Genomic DNA, 13,517 nt, shown 5'->3' with positions numbered 1-13,517 from the left:
TTATGTCAATGTTATTACCTCAAGAAGTGATTAGAGCAAAAAGAGATGGTTTTGTACTTTCCCCTGATCAAATACAGTACTTCGTTGACGGCTTGTCATCAGGTCACTTTAATGATGCACAAGTGGGCTCTATGGCGATGGCTATATTCCAGCGTGGTATGCAAACTCAAGAAATCGTCGAGTTGACCAAAGCAATGATGCATTCGGGTCAGGTGCTTTCTTGGCCAGAGCTAGATAGACCTGTGGTAGATAAGCACTCCACTGGTGGAGTAGGTGATAAAGTCAGTTTTATGCTTGCAGCTATCGTTTCGGCTTGCGGTGCATATGTACCGATGGTATCTGGGCGTGGTTTAGGCCATACAGGCGGTACTTCAGATAAATTAGAAGCCATCAAAGGCTTTAATGTTCAGCCATCAATCAGTGAGTTTAAATCCATTGTTAAAGAGTTGGGTATGGCGATAATTTCACAAACTGACGACTTAGCTCCTGCAGATAAACGCCTATATGGGATCAGAGATGTTACAGCGACGGTAGAATCGATTCCATTAATAACCGCATCAATACTTTCAAAGAAACTAGCATCAGGTTTAGATGCATTAGTTATGGATGTAAAAGTGGGCAATGGTGCGATGATGCACAATATCGATGACTCTGTTGCATTAGCGAAAAGTATTTGTAATGTTGCTAATGGTGCGGGGGTGAAAACAGAAGCTGTTATCACTGATATGAATCAGGTATTAGGCTTCAGTGCTGGTAATGCGCTTGAAATGATAGAAACAGTTGATTATCTCACGGGTAAATCAAGAGAGTCACGCTTGCATGAAGTGACAGTAGCGTTAGCAGTACCTATGCTTGTTAATACAAAACTGGCAACAGGTAAAGATGATGCGATATCTAAGGTAAACAAGGTTTTGGCTAATGGTAGTGCGGCAGAGCTGTTTTCTAAAATGATTGCAAGGTTAGGCGGACCAAGTAATTTGCTTGAAAATCCTTGGGCTTCAATGTCTAAAGCGAATATTATTCAAGACGTTAAAGCTTCGAAAAGTGGCTATATTTCAGCCATGCAAACCAGAGATATTGGTATGGCGATTGTTGAGTTAGGTGGTGGAAGACTTGCAAATGGCCAAGCAATTGATCACAGCGTAGGTCTCGATCAAATCTTACCGGTAGGTACTAAAGTTGAGGCCGGTGATACTATTGCTAGGCTTCATGCCAGTACAGAAGATAAAGCGAATGTAGCGACCGCGCACTTATTCAAAGCGATTGAAATAGGTGATCAAACGCCAAATGAATCACCTGTGATTTATCAGACAATCGCATAATCTATTTAGGATTAAACCTTAAGATAATGAAAAGGCAGTGCCAAATGTAGCACTGCCTTTTTACTGTATAACGTTTGGTTAATTGGTTTACTGAATCAAAGCGTACCGAATAGCTTATCGCCAGCGTCACCTAGTCCCGGCAAGATGTATCCTTGTTCATTCAAATGATCATCAATTGAAGCAATATACATATCAACGTCACCGTGTAATTCTTGCATTTTAGCGACTCCTTCCGGTGCGGCAACTAAAAAGAGGGCGATGATGTTTTTACAGCCAGTTTGTTTAAGTAAATCTACAGTGGCAATTGCAGAGCCGCCAGTCGCTAACATCGGATCAATAATAATCGCGGTGCGTTCACTAATGTCATTCACAATGTTTTGATAGTAACACTCAGGCTCTAATGTTTCTTCATTGCGCTGTAAGCCAACTACACTGACTTTAGCGCAAGGTAACACTTTAAGTGTGCCATCCATCATACCAAGACCCGCACGTAAAATAGGTACCAAGGTTGGGTTTTTATCCGCTAGTAATGGCGCCGATATCGTACCCGACCAACAATTAATTGGTTTTTGTACAGTGGCTAAATTAGCAGTTGCTTCTACGGTCAACAACATTGCTATTTCATTGGCCAGTTCACGAAACGATTTAACGGAGATATTATCTTCTCTAAGTAAGCTTATTTTATGCTTTACCAGAGGGTGGTTACTTTCAAAAACAGCCATGAGCGTCCTCAAATATTAAAGTGAAAATTATTGCTGCCAAACTAACTCTCTAAAGTGCTTTCGGCACATTGACTCGTAACGATCATTACCACCAACTTCAACCTGTTCACCTTGAGTCATGGCATGACCAGCCTCATCTAAACGTACAACAAAATTTGCCTTTTTGCCGCAATGACAAATAGTTTTCAGTTCAATTAACTTATCTGCCCATGCTAACAAAGCGGCTGAGCCTGAAAATGTTTCACCTAAAAAATCTGTTCGAATACCGTATGCGAGCACGGGTATTTTTAGTAAATCAACTATTTCACAAAGTTGCTTAACTTGTTGTGCCGTTAAAAATTGAGCTTCGTCTACTAGTACACAGTCTATCTGTTTTTGACTGCAGGCACTTTGAACTTGATCAAGAATATGCGTGTCATTATTAAATAGCTCAGCATCGGCATTAATACCCAAGCGTGAAGCTATTTTACCGGTTTCAAACCTATCATCAATTTGAGCGGTAAAAAGCATGCAAGACATGCCACGCTCTCGATAGTTATAGCTAGATTGCAACAGGTGAGTTGATTTACCTGCATTCATCGCAGAATAATAAAAATAAAGTTGAGCCATAAACTTAACGCCGGTTAATAGTTACTAGTAGGTTGGCTGGTTGAACAGCCTTTACCAAGCGTTTCCAATAAGTTTGCTAATAGGCTACTCGCGCCAAACCTAAAGTGATGAGCGTTTAACCAGTCATTGCCTAAAAGTTCGCTGGCCAAATCTAGGTATATTTTTGCATCAGCAGCGCTTTTTACGCCACCAGCGGCCTTGAAACCTACCTTTGGATTATGTTGTTTAATCTGGTTCAACATGATTTTAGCAGCATCAGGCGTAGCATTTACTGGTACTTTACCGGTTGAGGTTTTAATGAAATCTGCGCCGGCTTTAATACAAATTTCACTTGCCTGTGCGATGAGCGCTGCTGTTTTTAATTCACCACTTTCGATGATGACTTTAAGTGCGACATTGCTTTGTGCACAAACCGTTTTACAAGCTTTCACCATATCAAAACCAATATCAGTGTTACCTTGCATTAATGCTGGGTATGGGAACACTAAGTCGACTTCATCAGCGCCATAAGCAATTGCCGCTTTTGTTTCCGCTAACGCGATATCTAAATCATCATTACCATGAGGGAAATTGGTCACGGTTGCTATTTTAATGTCACTTGCATTTAATTGACTAAGCGCTTTTTTTGCTACAGGTATAAAGCGTGGAAAGATACAAATTGCCGCAGTATTTCCGGCCGCCGATTTCGCTTGCTGACATAAGTTAACAATGTCTTGTGAAGACTCTTGATCCGTAAGACTTGTTAAATCCATTAAGTTAAGTGCTTGTTGAGCGTAGTCTTGTAATGATGCAGTCATGAGTGTTCCTATAATCCGATAAATACGCCGGCAATCGCCGCGCTCATTAAGTTGGCAAGGGTAGCCGCAAGCATAGCTTTAAAGCCTAGTCGTGCGATATCCGGTCGTCTGTTTGGTGCCATTGAGCCAATACCACCGAGTAAAATAGCAATTGACGATAAATTAGCAAAGTCACAAAGAGCGAAAGTAATAATGGCTTGTGTGGACGCTGAAAGCGTTTCTTTTATTTCGACAAACTGTACGTAGGCAAAAAACTCATTCACGACGACCTTTTGCCCGATAAAACTACCGGCAACAAGCATTTCGTTCACTGGAACGCCGATGATAAAGGCAATAGGGGCAAACAAGTAACCTAAGAACCACTCAATGGTAATGCCTTCAAAACCCAGCATATTACCCATGCCATTTACTAAGGTATTGAGTAAAGCAATTAAAGCGATAAAAGCCAATAACATTGCGCCAACATTAACTGCCAATTTTAATCCAGATGCGGCGCCTTGTGCTGCTGCATCTATGACATTGGTCGGCTTATCAGAATCATCAGTGATATTATCAATGGTATTACTTTCATCAACTTCTTCAGTTTCAGGCATAATGATCTTAGCCATTAATAAACCGCCTGGCGCTGCCATAAATGAAGCAGCTATCAAGTACTTAAGTTCTACGCCTAAACCGGCATAGCCTGCGAGCACGGAGCCTGCAACTGAAGCTAAACCACCAACCATAATGGCAAAAAGCTCTGATTGCGTCATTTTAGAAATAAACGGTCTAACCACAAGTGGCGCTTCTGTTTGACCAACAAAAATATTGGCGGTCGCTGAAAGCGATTCAGGTTTTGATGTTTTTAACGCTTTTTGCAGGGCACCACCAATAACAGCAATAACCTTTTGCATGATATTTAAGTAGTAAAGTACAGCAATAAGAGAAGAGAAAAAGATAATGACAGGTAGTACGCGAATAGCAAAAACAAAACCTACACCATTATCAAACATAGCATCAGTGCCTAAACCTCCAAAAAGAAAGTCTATACCTGCTTTGGCACTGTCAATGACTTGTTGCACCCCGTTAGACATCGAGGCCAATACGTCTTTACCAAAGGGGACGTACAGAACGAAAGCGCCAAGACTTATTTGAAGCAAGAAGGCGATTGAAACAGTTCGCCAATTGATTGATTTTTTCTTATACGAAAGTGCATAGGCTATCACCAACAATGCAATGATCCCTAAAACGCCCCTTAATGCCGTAATATCCATGTATTCCTCGTTATTATTATTTTGATAGCTGACGGATTTTAGCTTTTATTAATTCTATCGCCATTCTGTTTTTACCGCCGCGAGTAATGACAATATCTGCAAATGTTTTTGCGGGCTCAATATGTTGATAATACATTGGGCGCACTGTTTCTATATACTGACTCGTGATCGACTCTAATGTGCGACCGCGTTCGATAGTATCTCTTTTTATCCGTCTAATTAAACAAATATCTAACGGTGTATCCATATAAACCTTAATATCGAAGCAATTTCTTAGTGCAGCATTGCTTAACAGCATAATACCTTCAATCAATATAATAGGCGTTGCATTTAGCGTATTTGTTTCTTTGGTACGCGTATGTGTTTGATAGCAATAAATAGGGCTGTCTGCGGCTCCGCCGTTTGAAAGTTCCTGTAAATGCTCTTGCAATAACTCATGTTCAAACGCAGAAGGGTGGTCATAGTTAGTTAATACCCTTTGTTCCATAGGCAAATGGTCTTGGCATCGGTAATAAGCATCTTCTTTTATAATGGAAATGCCATCTTCACCGAGCTCTGGTAATAGTTCATCGTAAACTGTTTGTGCAAAAAGGGTTTTACCGGATGCTGACGCCCCAACAACGGCAATGATTGTTGGCTTTGTGTTTGTGCTTGAAGAATCCAAAGCAGAATGTTCCATAAGTAATTGTATGAATCTTAAAGTGATACTATGAGCGAAAAATAGTTAATTTAATTATCTAGATTTACTACCTATACTAATAATTCAATTTTGAAGTCAATAATATGAAGGTATTAGCTAAATTATACATCACAAGATTGTAAATTTATTCTTGTGTAATAAACTATCATATCCTGACCATTTGGTCATGTATTACTTAGTGAATTTAGATAATAAGTTTGTAGTCTGTAAATATAGCCTACCAACACAATAAGGTGGAGATAATATGGCGAGAGTCATAATAATGGTAATAGATGGTTTTGGCGTAGGTCATGCGCCAGATGCTGAACAATTTGGCGATGTTGGTGCTAATAGTTTTTTTAATATTGGCGAATGTTACAAAAATGAATTCAATAAACCCATGGTGTTGCCTAACTTAGCCCGTATGGGATTAGTTAGAGCGTGCCAGCAAGCGTCGAATAAAGTAATTAATGTCGAAGATGTCGATCAACATAAAGGCGCATATGGGTATGCCGCCGAGATAAGTACGGGTAAAGATACTCCGTCAGGTCACTGGGAAATGGCAGGGGTACCAGTACTTTTTGATTGGCACTATTTTACTGATAAAGAAAACAGCTTTCCTAAAGAGTTACAACAACAAATCAATAGTGCCACGGGTTTTGAAGGAATGTTAGCCAACTGTCACGCGTCAGGCACTGACATAATAGCTAAGTTAGGTGAAGAGCATATCAAAACAGGATTGCCTATTTGTTATACCTCCGCCGATAGCGTTTTTCAGGTAGCGGCTCATGAAGAACATTTTGGTTTGGATAACCTGTATCAATATTGTCAAACTGTACAAAAAATTGTTGGTCCGATGAATATTGGTCGTGTAATTGCTCGTCCATTTATAGGTGATAATGCGAGTAATTTTGCGAGAACAGGCAATCGCCGCGACTTTTCAATACTGCCGCCAGCGAAAACAGTATTAGACAAGTTAACCGATGCAGGTGGCACAGTGATTAGTGTAGGGAAGATTGCTGATATTTTCGCTCACCAAGGTGTAAGTATTAAAACTAAGGCGACGGGTATAAATGCGCTTGTCGATGCAACTATCGAGCATATTAAAACTGCTGACGATAATAGTCTCATTTTTACTAACTTAGTCAATTTTGATCAAGATTTCGGTCACCGTCGTGATCCCATTGGTTATGCGCAGGCTTTAGAGAGCTTTGATAAGAGGCTAGACGAAATCAAAACTACTATGAATGATGATGACGTATTGTTTTTAACCTCTGATCATGGCTGCGATCCGACATGGCAGGGCAGTGATCATACTCGCGAATACGTACCTGTATTAGCTTATCATCATCATATAGCAAGTGTAGATTTAGGCGAAAGGTCAACGTTCGCTGATTTAGGTCAAACAATTGCCAGCATATTTGAATTGGAAAAATTAACTTATGGGACAAGTTTTTTAGACGAACTTGGTTTTAACATGTAAAATGCTGTTCGAAAATGTAACCGGTCACAATCACTTAATAACAACAATATGACCGAACTATAAAAATACACTAACCCCTTGGGAGAATACAATGAAAGCCTTCAAGCAATCTACCATTGCTTTGTGTGTGCATGCGTCTTTAATCGCGGGCATGGCAAGTTTCACAAGCGTAGTACAAGCTGCAGAACAAGCAGATAAAGTAGTCGGATTAGAAGTTATTGAGGTTACAGCACGAAAGCGTGTTGAGAATGCTCAAGAAGTTCCTGTAGCAATCTCTGCACTTCAAGGCGATAACCTTGACGCGTTTAGTTCAGCTGCAATGGATATTCGTTTTATGAACGCTCGCGTTCCAAGCCTTTCGGTAGAATCTTCATTTGGCCGTACTTTCCCTCGTTTTTATATGCGTGGGTTAGGTAACTCAGATTTTGATTTAAACGCATCACAACCTGTTTCTTTAGTGGTAGACAATGTTGTTCAAGAAAACCCAATTTTAAAAGGTTTTCCTGTATTTGATATAGAGCGTATTGAAGTATTACGTGGTCCACAAGGTACATTATTTGGACGAAACACACCGGCAGGGCTTATAAAGTTCGATTCTGTGAAGCCTTCACAAGATTTTGAAGGATTCGCCTCATTATCATATGGTAGCAAAAGCACGACAGATTTTCGTGGTGCAGTTGGCGGCGGATTAACAGATAAACTTTCTGCCCGTGTTTCATACTTAAGACAAGAACGTGATGATTACATCGACAATGAAGCACCAGATATTTTTGGTGAAGACTTCAAACGTAAAGATGTTTTAGGTGGTTACACTGATGAAGCGTTACGAGTACAGTTTTTGTATGAAGGTGACGACTTTAACGCCTTATTTAATTACCACATGCGTGATTTGGACGGTAAGCCAGTCACATTTTACGCTAATGCGTTCAAACCAGGCTCTAATGATTTAGTGAGTGGCTTTGACCGTGACACAGTAACCCATGATTCTGCAGATCGCGCAACTCAGCAAGTTGAAACTGAAGGTGCGAGCTTAACGCTAGATTTCGATCTTGACGATTATACCATTACTTATATCTTCGGTTGGGAAAGTGCTGATATCTTCTCTCGCGCGGACGTTGACGGTGGTTACGGTACTGTATTTACACCAATACAAGGCCCTGGCGTTATTTCTATTAGCTCTGAAACAGCAGATGCTATTCCAGATCATGATCAATTAACGCAAGAGCTACGCTTGACAAGTAACTTCGATGGTCAATTCAATTACCAAGTAGGTGTATTCTATTTCGATGAAGACCTAGAAATCGAAAGCTTTGCATACGATGCATTATTTGGTGCAGGCGGACCACAAACGGGTTATGTAGTACAAAAGCAAGAAACTAAAGCATGGGCTTTATTCGGTTCATTTGATTATGACTATACTGACGAAACTCAAGTGACCTTAGGCTTACGCTACTCTGCAGATGATAAGCAATACTCATCACAACGTTTCCAAGCACCATTAAATGGCTGTTGTGGACAACCTAATGAAGCATACGGTGAAGTTAACCCTGACGATAGCCACGTAAGTTGGGACATCAGCGTTACGCATAAATTAAATGACGATGTTAACGTATATGGTCGCGTGGCTGATAGTTTCCGTGCACCAAGTATCCAAGGTCGTTCTCTATTTGCATGGGATGACGGTATTTCTGTTGCAGATTCTGAGACTATTTTATCGTTTGAAACTGGTGTTAAAGCTGACGTATTAGACGGGTTTGGTCGTGTAAACGCGTCTGTGTTCTATTTCACTATGGATGATCAACAATTGACATCTGTAGGTGGTGACAGTAACACGGCTCGTTTATTAAATGCTGATGAAACTAAAGGGTATGGTTTCGAGGTTGATTCAGAATTTATGATCACAGATAACTTTTTTATTACTGCAAGTGTTAGCTACAATAACACTGAACTTAATGACAAAGGTTTAACCGTTCCTGTATGTGCTCAATGTACTGTTACTGATACGGTTGTTGACGGTCGTGCTATTATTGATGGTAATAGCCTACCGCATGCCCCAGAGTGGATCAGCGTATTTACAGCACGTTACATGAAAGAAATTGGTGACGGTGAATTCTATGCTTACACTGATTGGTCATACCGCGATGACATTAGCTTCTTCTTATACGAGTCAAAAGAATTTACTGGTAAGTCATTATTAGAAGGCGGTGTTCGTGTAGGTTATAGCTGGTACAGCGGTGATAACGAATATGATGTAGCAATCTTCGGTCGTAACATTACTGATGAACAACAAGCAATTGGCGCGGTTGACTTCAGTAACAACACCGCCATTGTTAACGAAGAACGTTTTGTTGGCGCAGAGTTCAAGGTGTCTTTCTTCTAAAGAACCCTTTTCAATACACAGAAACTAAAAACGACTCCATATGGAGTCGTTTTTTATTAGTGGGTAATAAGTTTACAAGCTTGCTAATTTAGCCTTGTACAATAGGTACTTCAGATTTTTCTATTACTGTTTTACTGTTTAATAAAGCATTAGCAACATCGGCAGGAATAAACCCTTGGGCAGAAGAAACGATGTTCTTTTGTGACATACCAACCACTCGTGCGTTAACTAAATATCCACCTTGATGTTTTACCAAATTGCCCGTAAACACATATTTGATGTTCAACTTAGGGCTTAATTCCAAAAAATTCTTGGTGTAAATAAAGTCGCCATCTTCTGTAACGCGAATATAATCTGTCACTTTGTGATCTAATACAGGTATTCCCGCTTTGTAGATCTCATGTAAAAGGCTCTGTGATAATTGATTACCTAATAGGCTTGATTTATCTTCGGGTCCATCCAAATATATAAAGCTAGTAACGATAACTGGCGTTTCATTTTCAACGTGTTGTAGGTTTGCAACTAAGTCTTGCATTAATCCACGAACATAAAAATTTATGTTTTTTGGTAAGGGGTCACTATTAAAATGCTCCTGGACGGACTTATCTGTACTTACTTGTTTAGGGAACTGGTATATCCCATCCCGCATTAGATCTGTTGCACTCATCACGTCGTGGCTAAGCTGCTCTTCTTGAATGTTCGAACATGATGCCAACAAACTTGTGGTCAGAGAAGCGAAGACTAGGGAGGCTATTTTTTTCATGGTTATTCCTTAATACGCTTTTCTATATAGCATTTCATGTTTTATTGATGTTTTTTGGCTCTTGAATAATACGTTTAATGGTATGTAGTCAGTAGCCGCTGCAACAACTGTTTTGGTTTCTAAGTCGATAATACGCGCATTGACGATATAACTGTGTTCTTGCTCTGTGTAAGTACCGGTTAAGAAGTACTGTGCATTGATGGATTCATCTACACGTTTGGCATCACGTGACAGCATAAGATCGTGGTTTTCTTTGAATGTAATTGCAGGTGTAGTTTTGAATTCGATTATATTTAGCCCAGCTTGAGTCCCAACGGTGACAAAGCTTTCCTGTATTTGGTGTCCCAGGAAGTCATCGCTAGGCAAAGAGTTGCCGTTTAACTTATTAATTGGAATGAATGTGCCAATAGCGACACCTTGCTTCAATTTAATATGTTTAGAAGATTTGAAGAGCTTATTTCCAATTCGAGTGACGTGGTCATGAATTGTTAACGTTTGATCTTGGTTTGCCTCAACTAACGTTGTTGATGAAACATCCTCGTAGGGTGTTTGAGAGCAACCTAATGCAAATAATGATAATGAGATAGCAATCGTTAATTTCATACTTAAACCTTGTATATCTTAATTCTTAACTTTAACTGCAAAGTAAGAGATTATTTTACTAATTTTGCGATTAAATACTGTGGTATTAACTTTGATGTTGAAGCAACAACAAGTTCGGAATTTAAATCGATTACTTTTACATAAAGCATAACGCCAATATCGCTTGTTCTAATCGTACCTTTTAATAGATAGCCAAATTTTTGACTAAACTTTAACGACTCAACAAGCTCGTTAAAGTCTTCATGAGAATTAATGCTATCATGCGTTAACTGATACTCAGCAACTGGAAAACCAATGTTTTGGAGATCAGCGATAAAAAATTCTGGCAAGTCTCGAGTCATTGCTTGTTGATTTGGTAATTCGTCTGCTAACGATAAGAATGGTGGGACTGCAATTATCCCAGAGATATGCTGAACGCTAAGTCTTTTGTTTAGCTCATGCACCATCTGTTCTGTGTATTCACCTAATGTTTGAAAGTTTACCGCAGGCGTAAACAGGGTTGAGGCTACTACTTTTTTGTCGGTAACGTTATGTTCGTCTGGGCACTGATTGTCATACTGTTGGCTTGATTCACACCAAGTAAATTGACTCAGCCATGTCGTAGAACAGGCAGATAAAAGCATTGGTAAAGCAAAAAATACACTATAGCGCTTTAACTTTTGCATGATAAGGATTCTCTACAATTATATATCTTCAGTAATACTAGCAATTACCATGCCTAAAGATAGCGTAAAGTACTTAAAGGAAGGGGAGCAAGCCCAGTATTATTACTGAACTTGCTTATTGAAATTAGAAAACAAGCGTTTAGATAATACTCTCTAACGTCAGCTCCATCATTTCTTTAAAGGTATTTTCACGCTCATCGGCGGTAGTTTGTTCACCAGTTTTTATATGGTCACTTACTGTTAATACTGTTAGTGCCTTTTTACCCAATTCAGCAGCTACGCCATATAGACCAGCAGCTTCCATTTCAACTGCCAAAATACCACGACTCTCCATTAAGCTGAACATCTCAGGTTGTGGGGTGTAGAATAAATCTGCAGTGAAAATATTCCCAACATTGACTTTTAATTCCATTTTTTCGGCAGTATCTACAACACTTTTCAATAATGAAAAGTCAGCACATGCAGCAAAATCAAAGTTATTGAATCGACTACGGTTTACATTTGAGTCTGTGCTAGCCGCCATACCAACAATAATATCACGAACTTTTATGTCATCACGCACAGCGCCACAAGAGCCGATGCGAATAATATTTTCCACGCCATATTCTTTATAAAGTTCAGTAGCGTAGATTGAAATGGATGGAACACCCATGCCTGAGCCCATCACTGAAATGCGCTTACCTTTATAGGTACCCGTATAGCCGTACATGTTTCTTACGCGAGTGACACATTTAGCGTCTTCAAGAAAATTTTCAGCAATAAATTTAGCGCGCAGCGGATCACCTGGCATTAATACCGTTTCTGCAAAATCACCTGCTGCTGCTTCAATATGTGGAGTTGTCATTAATAAAACCTTTTTTGTTTAGGTTTCAGTAAGTTTCAAGCCAGATAAACCTGCTATCAAGGATGTTTTACTGAGAGTTGTTTATTATAGTTTAGCTAAAAAATCTTTCGATAATCCAATTATAACCGACGGCGCCGATATAAATACCGAAAATGCCCGCGATGCCGGATAAAACTGGTGGCGCTGGAATAGGTAATTTAAGTATTGAAAAAATTAAACCTACTATAGCACCCGTTGCTAAGGCTAGAAGTACTTCAGTCATACTGCCTCCATTTATTTGACTATGTTACTTATCTAACAAAGCTTTTTTCTCACTATCTGATAAGAAGCTCATGTTTAGTGCATTGAGTTGCAATTGCTTAAATTGCGCTTCGTTCAGATTTAATTTGTGCTTTGCTACATCAAACTCATGTTTTAATTCTATTCCTGATACTGCGGGATCATCAGTGTTTAAACACACTTGAACGCCTTTTTCTAAGAACGTAGTTAAAGGGTGTTTAGACAAATCAGTAACCGTACCTGTTTGGTAATTTGAGGTTAAACATGATTCAACACCAATATTATAACTGACCATATGGTCAAGTAAATAAGGATCTTGACAACTTTTTACGCCATGACCAATTCGTTCGGCTCCAAGCAACTTTATTGCCTTCCATACACTCTCTGGGCCCGCGGCTTCACCTGCATGTACCGTAATACGAAAATTGTTATGTCTGGCTTTAGTGAATAGGTCTTCAAACAACTCGGCAGGAAAATTAACTTCGTCGCCCGCCAAGTCAAGGGCAGTTATGTGCTGCTTATGGGCTAGTATGCCATTTAATTCATTAGTGCAATGAGCTAAACCAAATGTTCTAGACAAAATTCCAATCAAATTGATTTTAACGGGAAAGTCTTTCTGGCCAGCATTAATACCGTCGATTACCGCTTCAACAACATCGGCTACAGGAAGATTAAAGGCCTTTGACATATAATAGGGTGAAAAACGCAATTCCGCATAATCTAGGCCTGCACTATGCGCATCTTCGACATTTTCATAAGCAATGCGACGGCAATTATCTAATGATTTTAGTACGTTAACGCCCCAATCCAGCTTGGCTAAAAAAGCCATAAGATCAGGTTCACTGCGCTGTATTTGAATATGTGGTAAAAACTGTTCGAATGAAGATTCGGGTAATGTTATTTCATTTTCTTGAGCCAACTCCCACACAGTTGACGGTCGGATATTACCGTCTAAATGACGGTGTAAATCAATGAGAGGAAGAGTAGGATCAATTGCATTCATAAAAACTCTGTATCCTTTGGTTGACGTAATATACTTGGTAATGTTGTTTTAAAACAACAGAGAAGTTTGTAATCCTTAAATTATACCGTTTTTTCTCAATATATGTTGGTAATCG

Annotated in this window: 14 protein-coding genes; 3 read left to right on the top strand and 11 right to left on the bottom strand. The window is 39.5% G+C overall.

The genetic code is table 11. The features are described 5' to 3' along the window. Window positions 1-8: 8 nt before the first annotated feature. Window positions 9-1,322 carry a thymidine phosphorylase gene (gene deoA, locus QUE03_RS10235; protein WP_286267811.1) on the top strand — a complete coding sequence of 438 codons (1,314 nt, stop codon included), beginning with the start codon at window positions 9-11 and terminating at the stop codon, window positions 1,320-1,322. A 95-nt stretch (window positions 1,323-1,417) separates the two neighbouring features. Here the strand turns inward: deoA and upp are convergent, their stop codons facing one another. The 5 genes from upp to udk are packed head-to-tail and all read right to left on the bottom strand — an operon-like array spanning window position 1,418 to window position 5,382. Further along, a complete protein-coding gene (upp, locus tag QUE03_RS10230; protein WP_286261051.1) occupies window positions 1,418-2,044 on the bottom strand; it encodes a uracil phosphoribosyltransferase in 627 nt (208 codons plus the stop codon). Between the two features lie 27 nt (window positions 2,045-2,071). Beyond that, window positions 2,072-2,653: a thymidine kinase gene (locus QUE03_RS10225; RefSeq protein ID WP_286261049.1), complete on the bottom strand. Its 582-nt coding sequence runs from the start codon at window positions 2,651-2,653 to the stop codon at window positions 2,072-2,074. Between the two features lie 14 nt (window positions 2,654-2,667). Continuing rightward, window positions 2,668-3,450 carry a deoxyribose-phosphate aldolase gene (gene deoC, locus QUE03_RS10220; protein ID WP_286261047.1) on the bottom strand — a complete coding sequence of 261 codons (783 nt, stop codon included), beginning with the start codon at window positions 3,448-3,450 and terminating at the stop codon, window positions 2,668-2,670. 8 nt (window positions 3,451-3,458) lie between these two features. Further along, on the bottom strand, window positions 3,459-4,697 hold the full coding sequence (locus QUE03_RS10215; RefSeq protein WP_434020175.1) for a NupC/NupG family nucleoside CNT transporter: 1,239 nt from the start codon (window positions 4,695-4,697) through the stop codon (window positions 3,459-3,461). A gap of 22 nt (window positions 4,698-4,719) precedes the next feature. Next, window positions 4,720-5,382 (bottom strand): uridine kinase, encoded by a 663-nt coding sequence (gene udk, locus QUE03_RS10210; RefSeq protein ID WP_286261042.1) that lies wholly within the window; start codon window positions 5,380-5,382, stop codon window positions 4,720-4,722. A gap of 265 nt (window positions 5,383-5,647) precedes the next feature. Between udk and QUE03_RS10205 the strand changes: the two genes are divergently transcribed. Continuing rightward, window positions 5,648-6,865: a phosphopentomutase gene (locus QUE03_RS10205; protein WP_286261041.1), complete on the top strand. Its 1,218-nt coding sequence runs from the start codon at window positions 5,648-5,650 to the stop codon at window positions 6,863-6,865. 91 nt (window positions 6,866-6,956) lie between these two features. Beyond that, window positions 6,957-9,245, top strand: coding sequence for a TonB-dependent receptor (locus tag QUE03_RS10200; RefSeq protein ID WP_286261039.1), 2,289 nt, complete (start codon window positions 6,957-6,959; stop codon window positions 9,243-9,245). An 88-nt stretch (window positions 9,246-9,333) separates the two neighbouring features. Here the strand turns inward: QUE03_RS10200 and QUE03_RS10195 are convergent, their stop codons facing one another. From QUE03_RS10195 to add, 6 genes are all read right to left on the bottom strand, one after another. Further along, a complete protein-coding gene (locus tag QUE03_RS10195; protein WP_286261037.1) occupies window positions 9,334-10,008 on the bottom strand; it encodes a FlgO family outer membrane protein in 675 nt (224 codons plus the stop codon). Window positions 10,009-10,017: 9 nt separating this feature from the next. Next, entirely contained in the window at window positions 10,018-10,611 is a 594-nt protein-coding gene (locus QUE03_RS10190) for a FlgO family outer membrane protein (RefSeq protein ID WP_286267705.1), read from the bottom strand. A gap of 50 nt (window positions 10,612-10,661) precedes the next feature. Then, window positions 10,662-11,276 carry a FlgO family outer membrane protein gene (locus QUE03_RS10185; RefSeq protein ID WP_286267703.1) on the bottom strand — a complete coding sequence of 205 codons (615 nt, stop codon included), beginning with the start codon at window positions 11,274-11,276 and terminating at the stop codon, window positions 10,662-10,664. 139 nt (window positions 11,277-11,415) lie between these two features. After that, the gene (gene deoD, locus QUE03_RS10180; RefSeq protein ID WP_286267701.1) at window positions 11,416-12,120 is read right to left on the bottom strand and encodes a purine-nucleoside phosphorylase; all 705 of its coding nucleotides are present in this window, start codon (window positions 12,118-12,120) and stop codon (window positions 11,416-11,418) included. Between the two features lie 91 nt (window positions 12,121-12,211). Then, window positions 12,212-12,382 (bottom strand): XapX domain-containing protein, encoded by a 171-nt coding sequence (locus QUE03_RS10175; RefSeq protein ID WP_286267700.1) that lies wholly within the window; start codon window positions 12,380-12,382, stop codon window positions 12,212-12,214. A gap of 24 nt (window positions 12,383-12,406) precedes the next feature. Further along, a complete protein-coding gene (add, locus tag QUE03_RS10170; RefSeq protein WP_286267696.1) occupies window positions 12,407-13,402 on the bottom strand; it encodes an adenosine deaminase in 996 nt (331 codons plus the stop codon). Window positions 13,403-13,517: the final 115 nt, after the last annotated feature.

Origin of the sequence: Thalassotalea atypica, from assembly GCF_030295975.1 — a bacterium.
Classification (GTDB): Bacteria; Pseudomonadota; Gammaproteobacteria; order Enterobacterales; family Alteromonadaceae; genus Thalassotalea_F; species Thalassotalea_F atypica.
Note: the sequence above shows the minus strand (reverse complement) of the source record. Positions and strands in the feature narration are given on the sequence as shown.

Coding starts and splice junctions, on each gene's coding strand:
- deoC (WP_286261047.1), bottom strand. CDS start 3,450: ATGACTGCATCATTACAAGACTACGCTCAACAAGCACTTAACTTAATG.
- QUE03_RS10225 (WP_286261049.1), bottom strand. CDS start 2,653: ATGGCTCAACTTTATTTTTATTATTCTGCGATGAATGCAGGTAAATCA.
- add (WP_286267696.1), bottom strand. CDS start 13,402: ATGAATGCAATTGATCCTACTCTTCCTCTCATTGATTTACACCGTCAT.
- QUE03_RS10205 (WP_286261041.1), top strand. CDS start 5,648: ATGGCGAGAGTCATAATAATGGTAATAGATGGTTTTGGCGTAGGTCAT.
- QUE03_RS10195 (WP_286261037.1), bottom strand. CDS start 10,008: ATGAAAAAAATAGCCTCCCTAGTCTTCGCTTCTCTGACCACAAGTTTG.
- QUE03_RS10190 (WP_286267705.1), bottom strand. CDS start 10,611: ATGAAATTAACGATTGCTATCTCATTATCATTATTTGCATTAGGTTGC.
- deoA (WP_286267811.1), top strand. CDS start 9: ATGTTATTACCTCAAGAAGTGATTAGAGCAAAAAGAGATGGTTTTGTA.
- upp (WP_286261051.1), bottom strand. CDS start 2,044: ATGGCTGTTTTTGAAAGTAACCACCCTCTGGTAAAGCATAAAATAAGC.
- QUE03_RS10175 (WP_286267700.1), bottom strand. CDS start 12,382: ATGACTGAAGTACTTCTAGCCTTAGCAACGGGTGCTATAGTAGGTTTA.
- QUE03_RS10185 (WP_286267703.1), bottom strand. CDS start 11,276: ATGCAAAAGTTAAAGCGCTATAGTGTATTTTTTGCTTTACCAATGCTT.
- udk (WP_286261042.1), bottom strand. CDS start 5,382: ATGGAACATTCTGCTTTGGATTCTTCAAGCACAAACACAAAGCCAACA.
- QUE03_RS10200 (WP_286261039.1), top strand. CDS start 6,957: ATGAAAGCCTTCAAGCAATCTACCATTGCTTTGTGTGTGCATGCGTCT.
- deoD (WP_286267701.1), bottom strand. CDS start 12,120: ATGACAACTCCACATATTGAAGCAGCAGCAGGTGATTTTGCAGAAACG.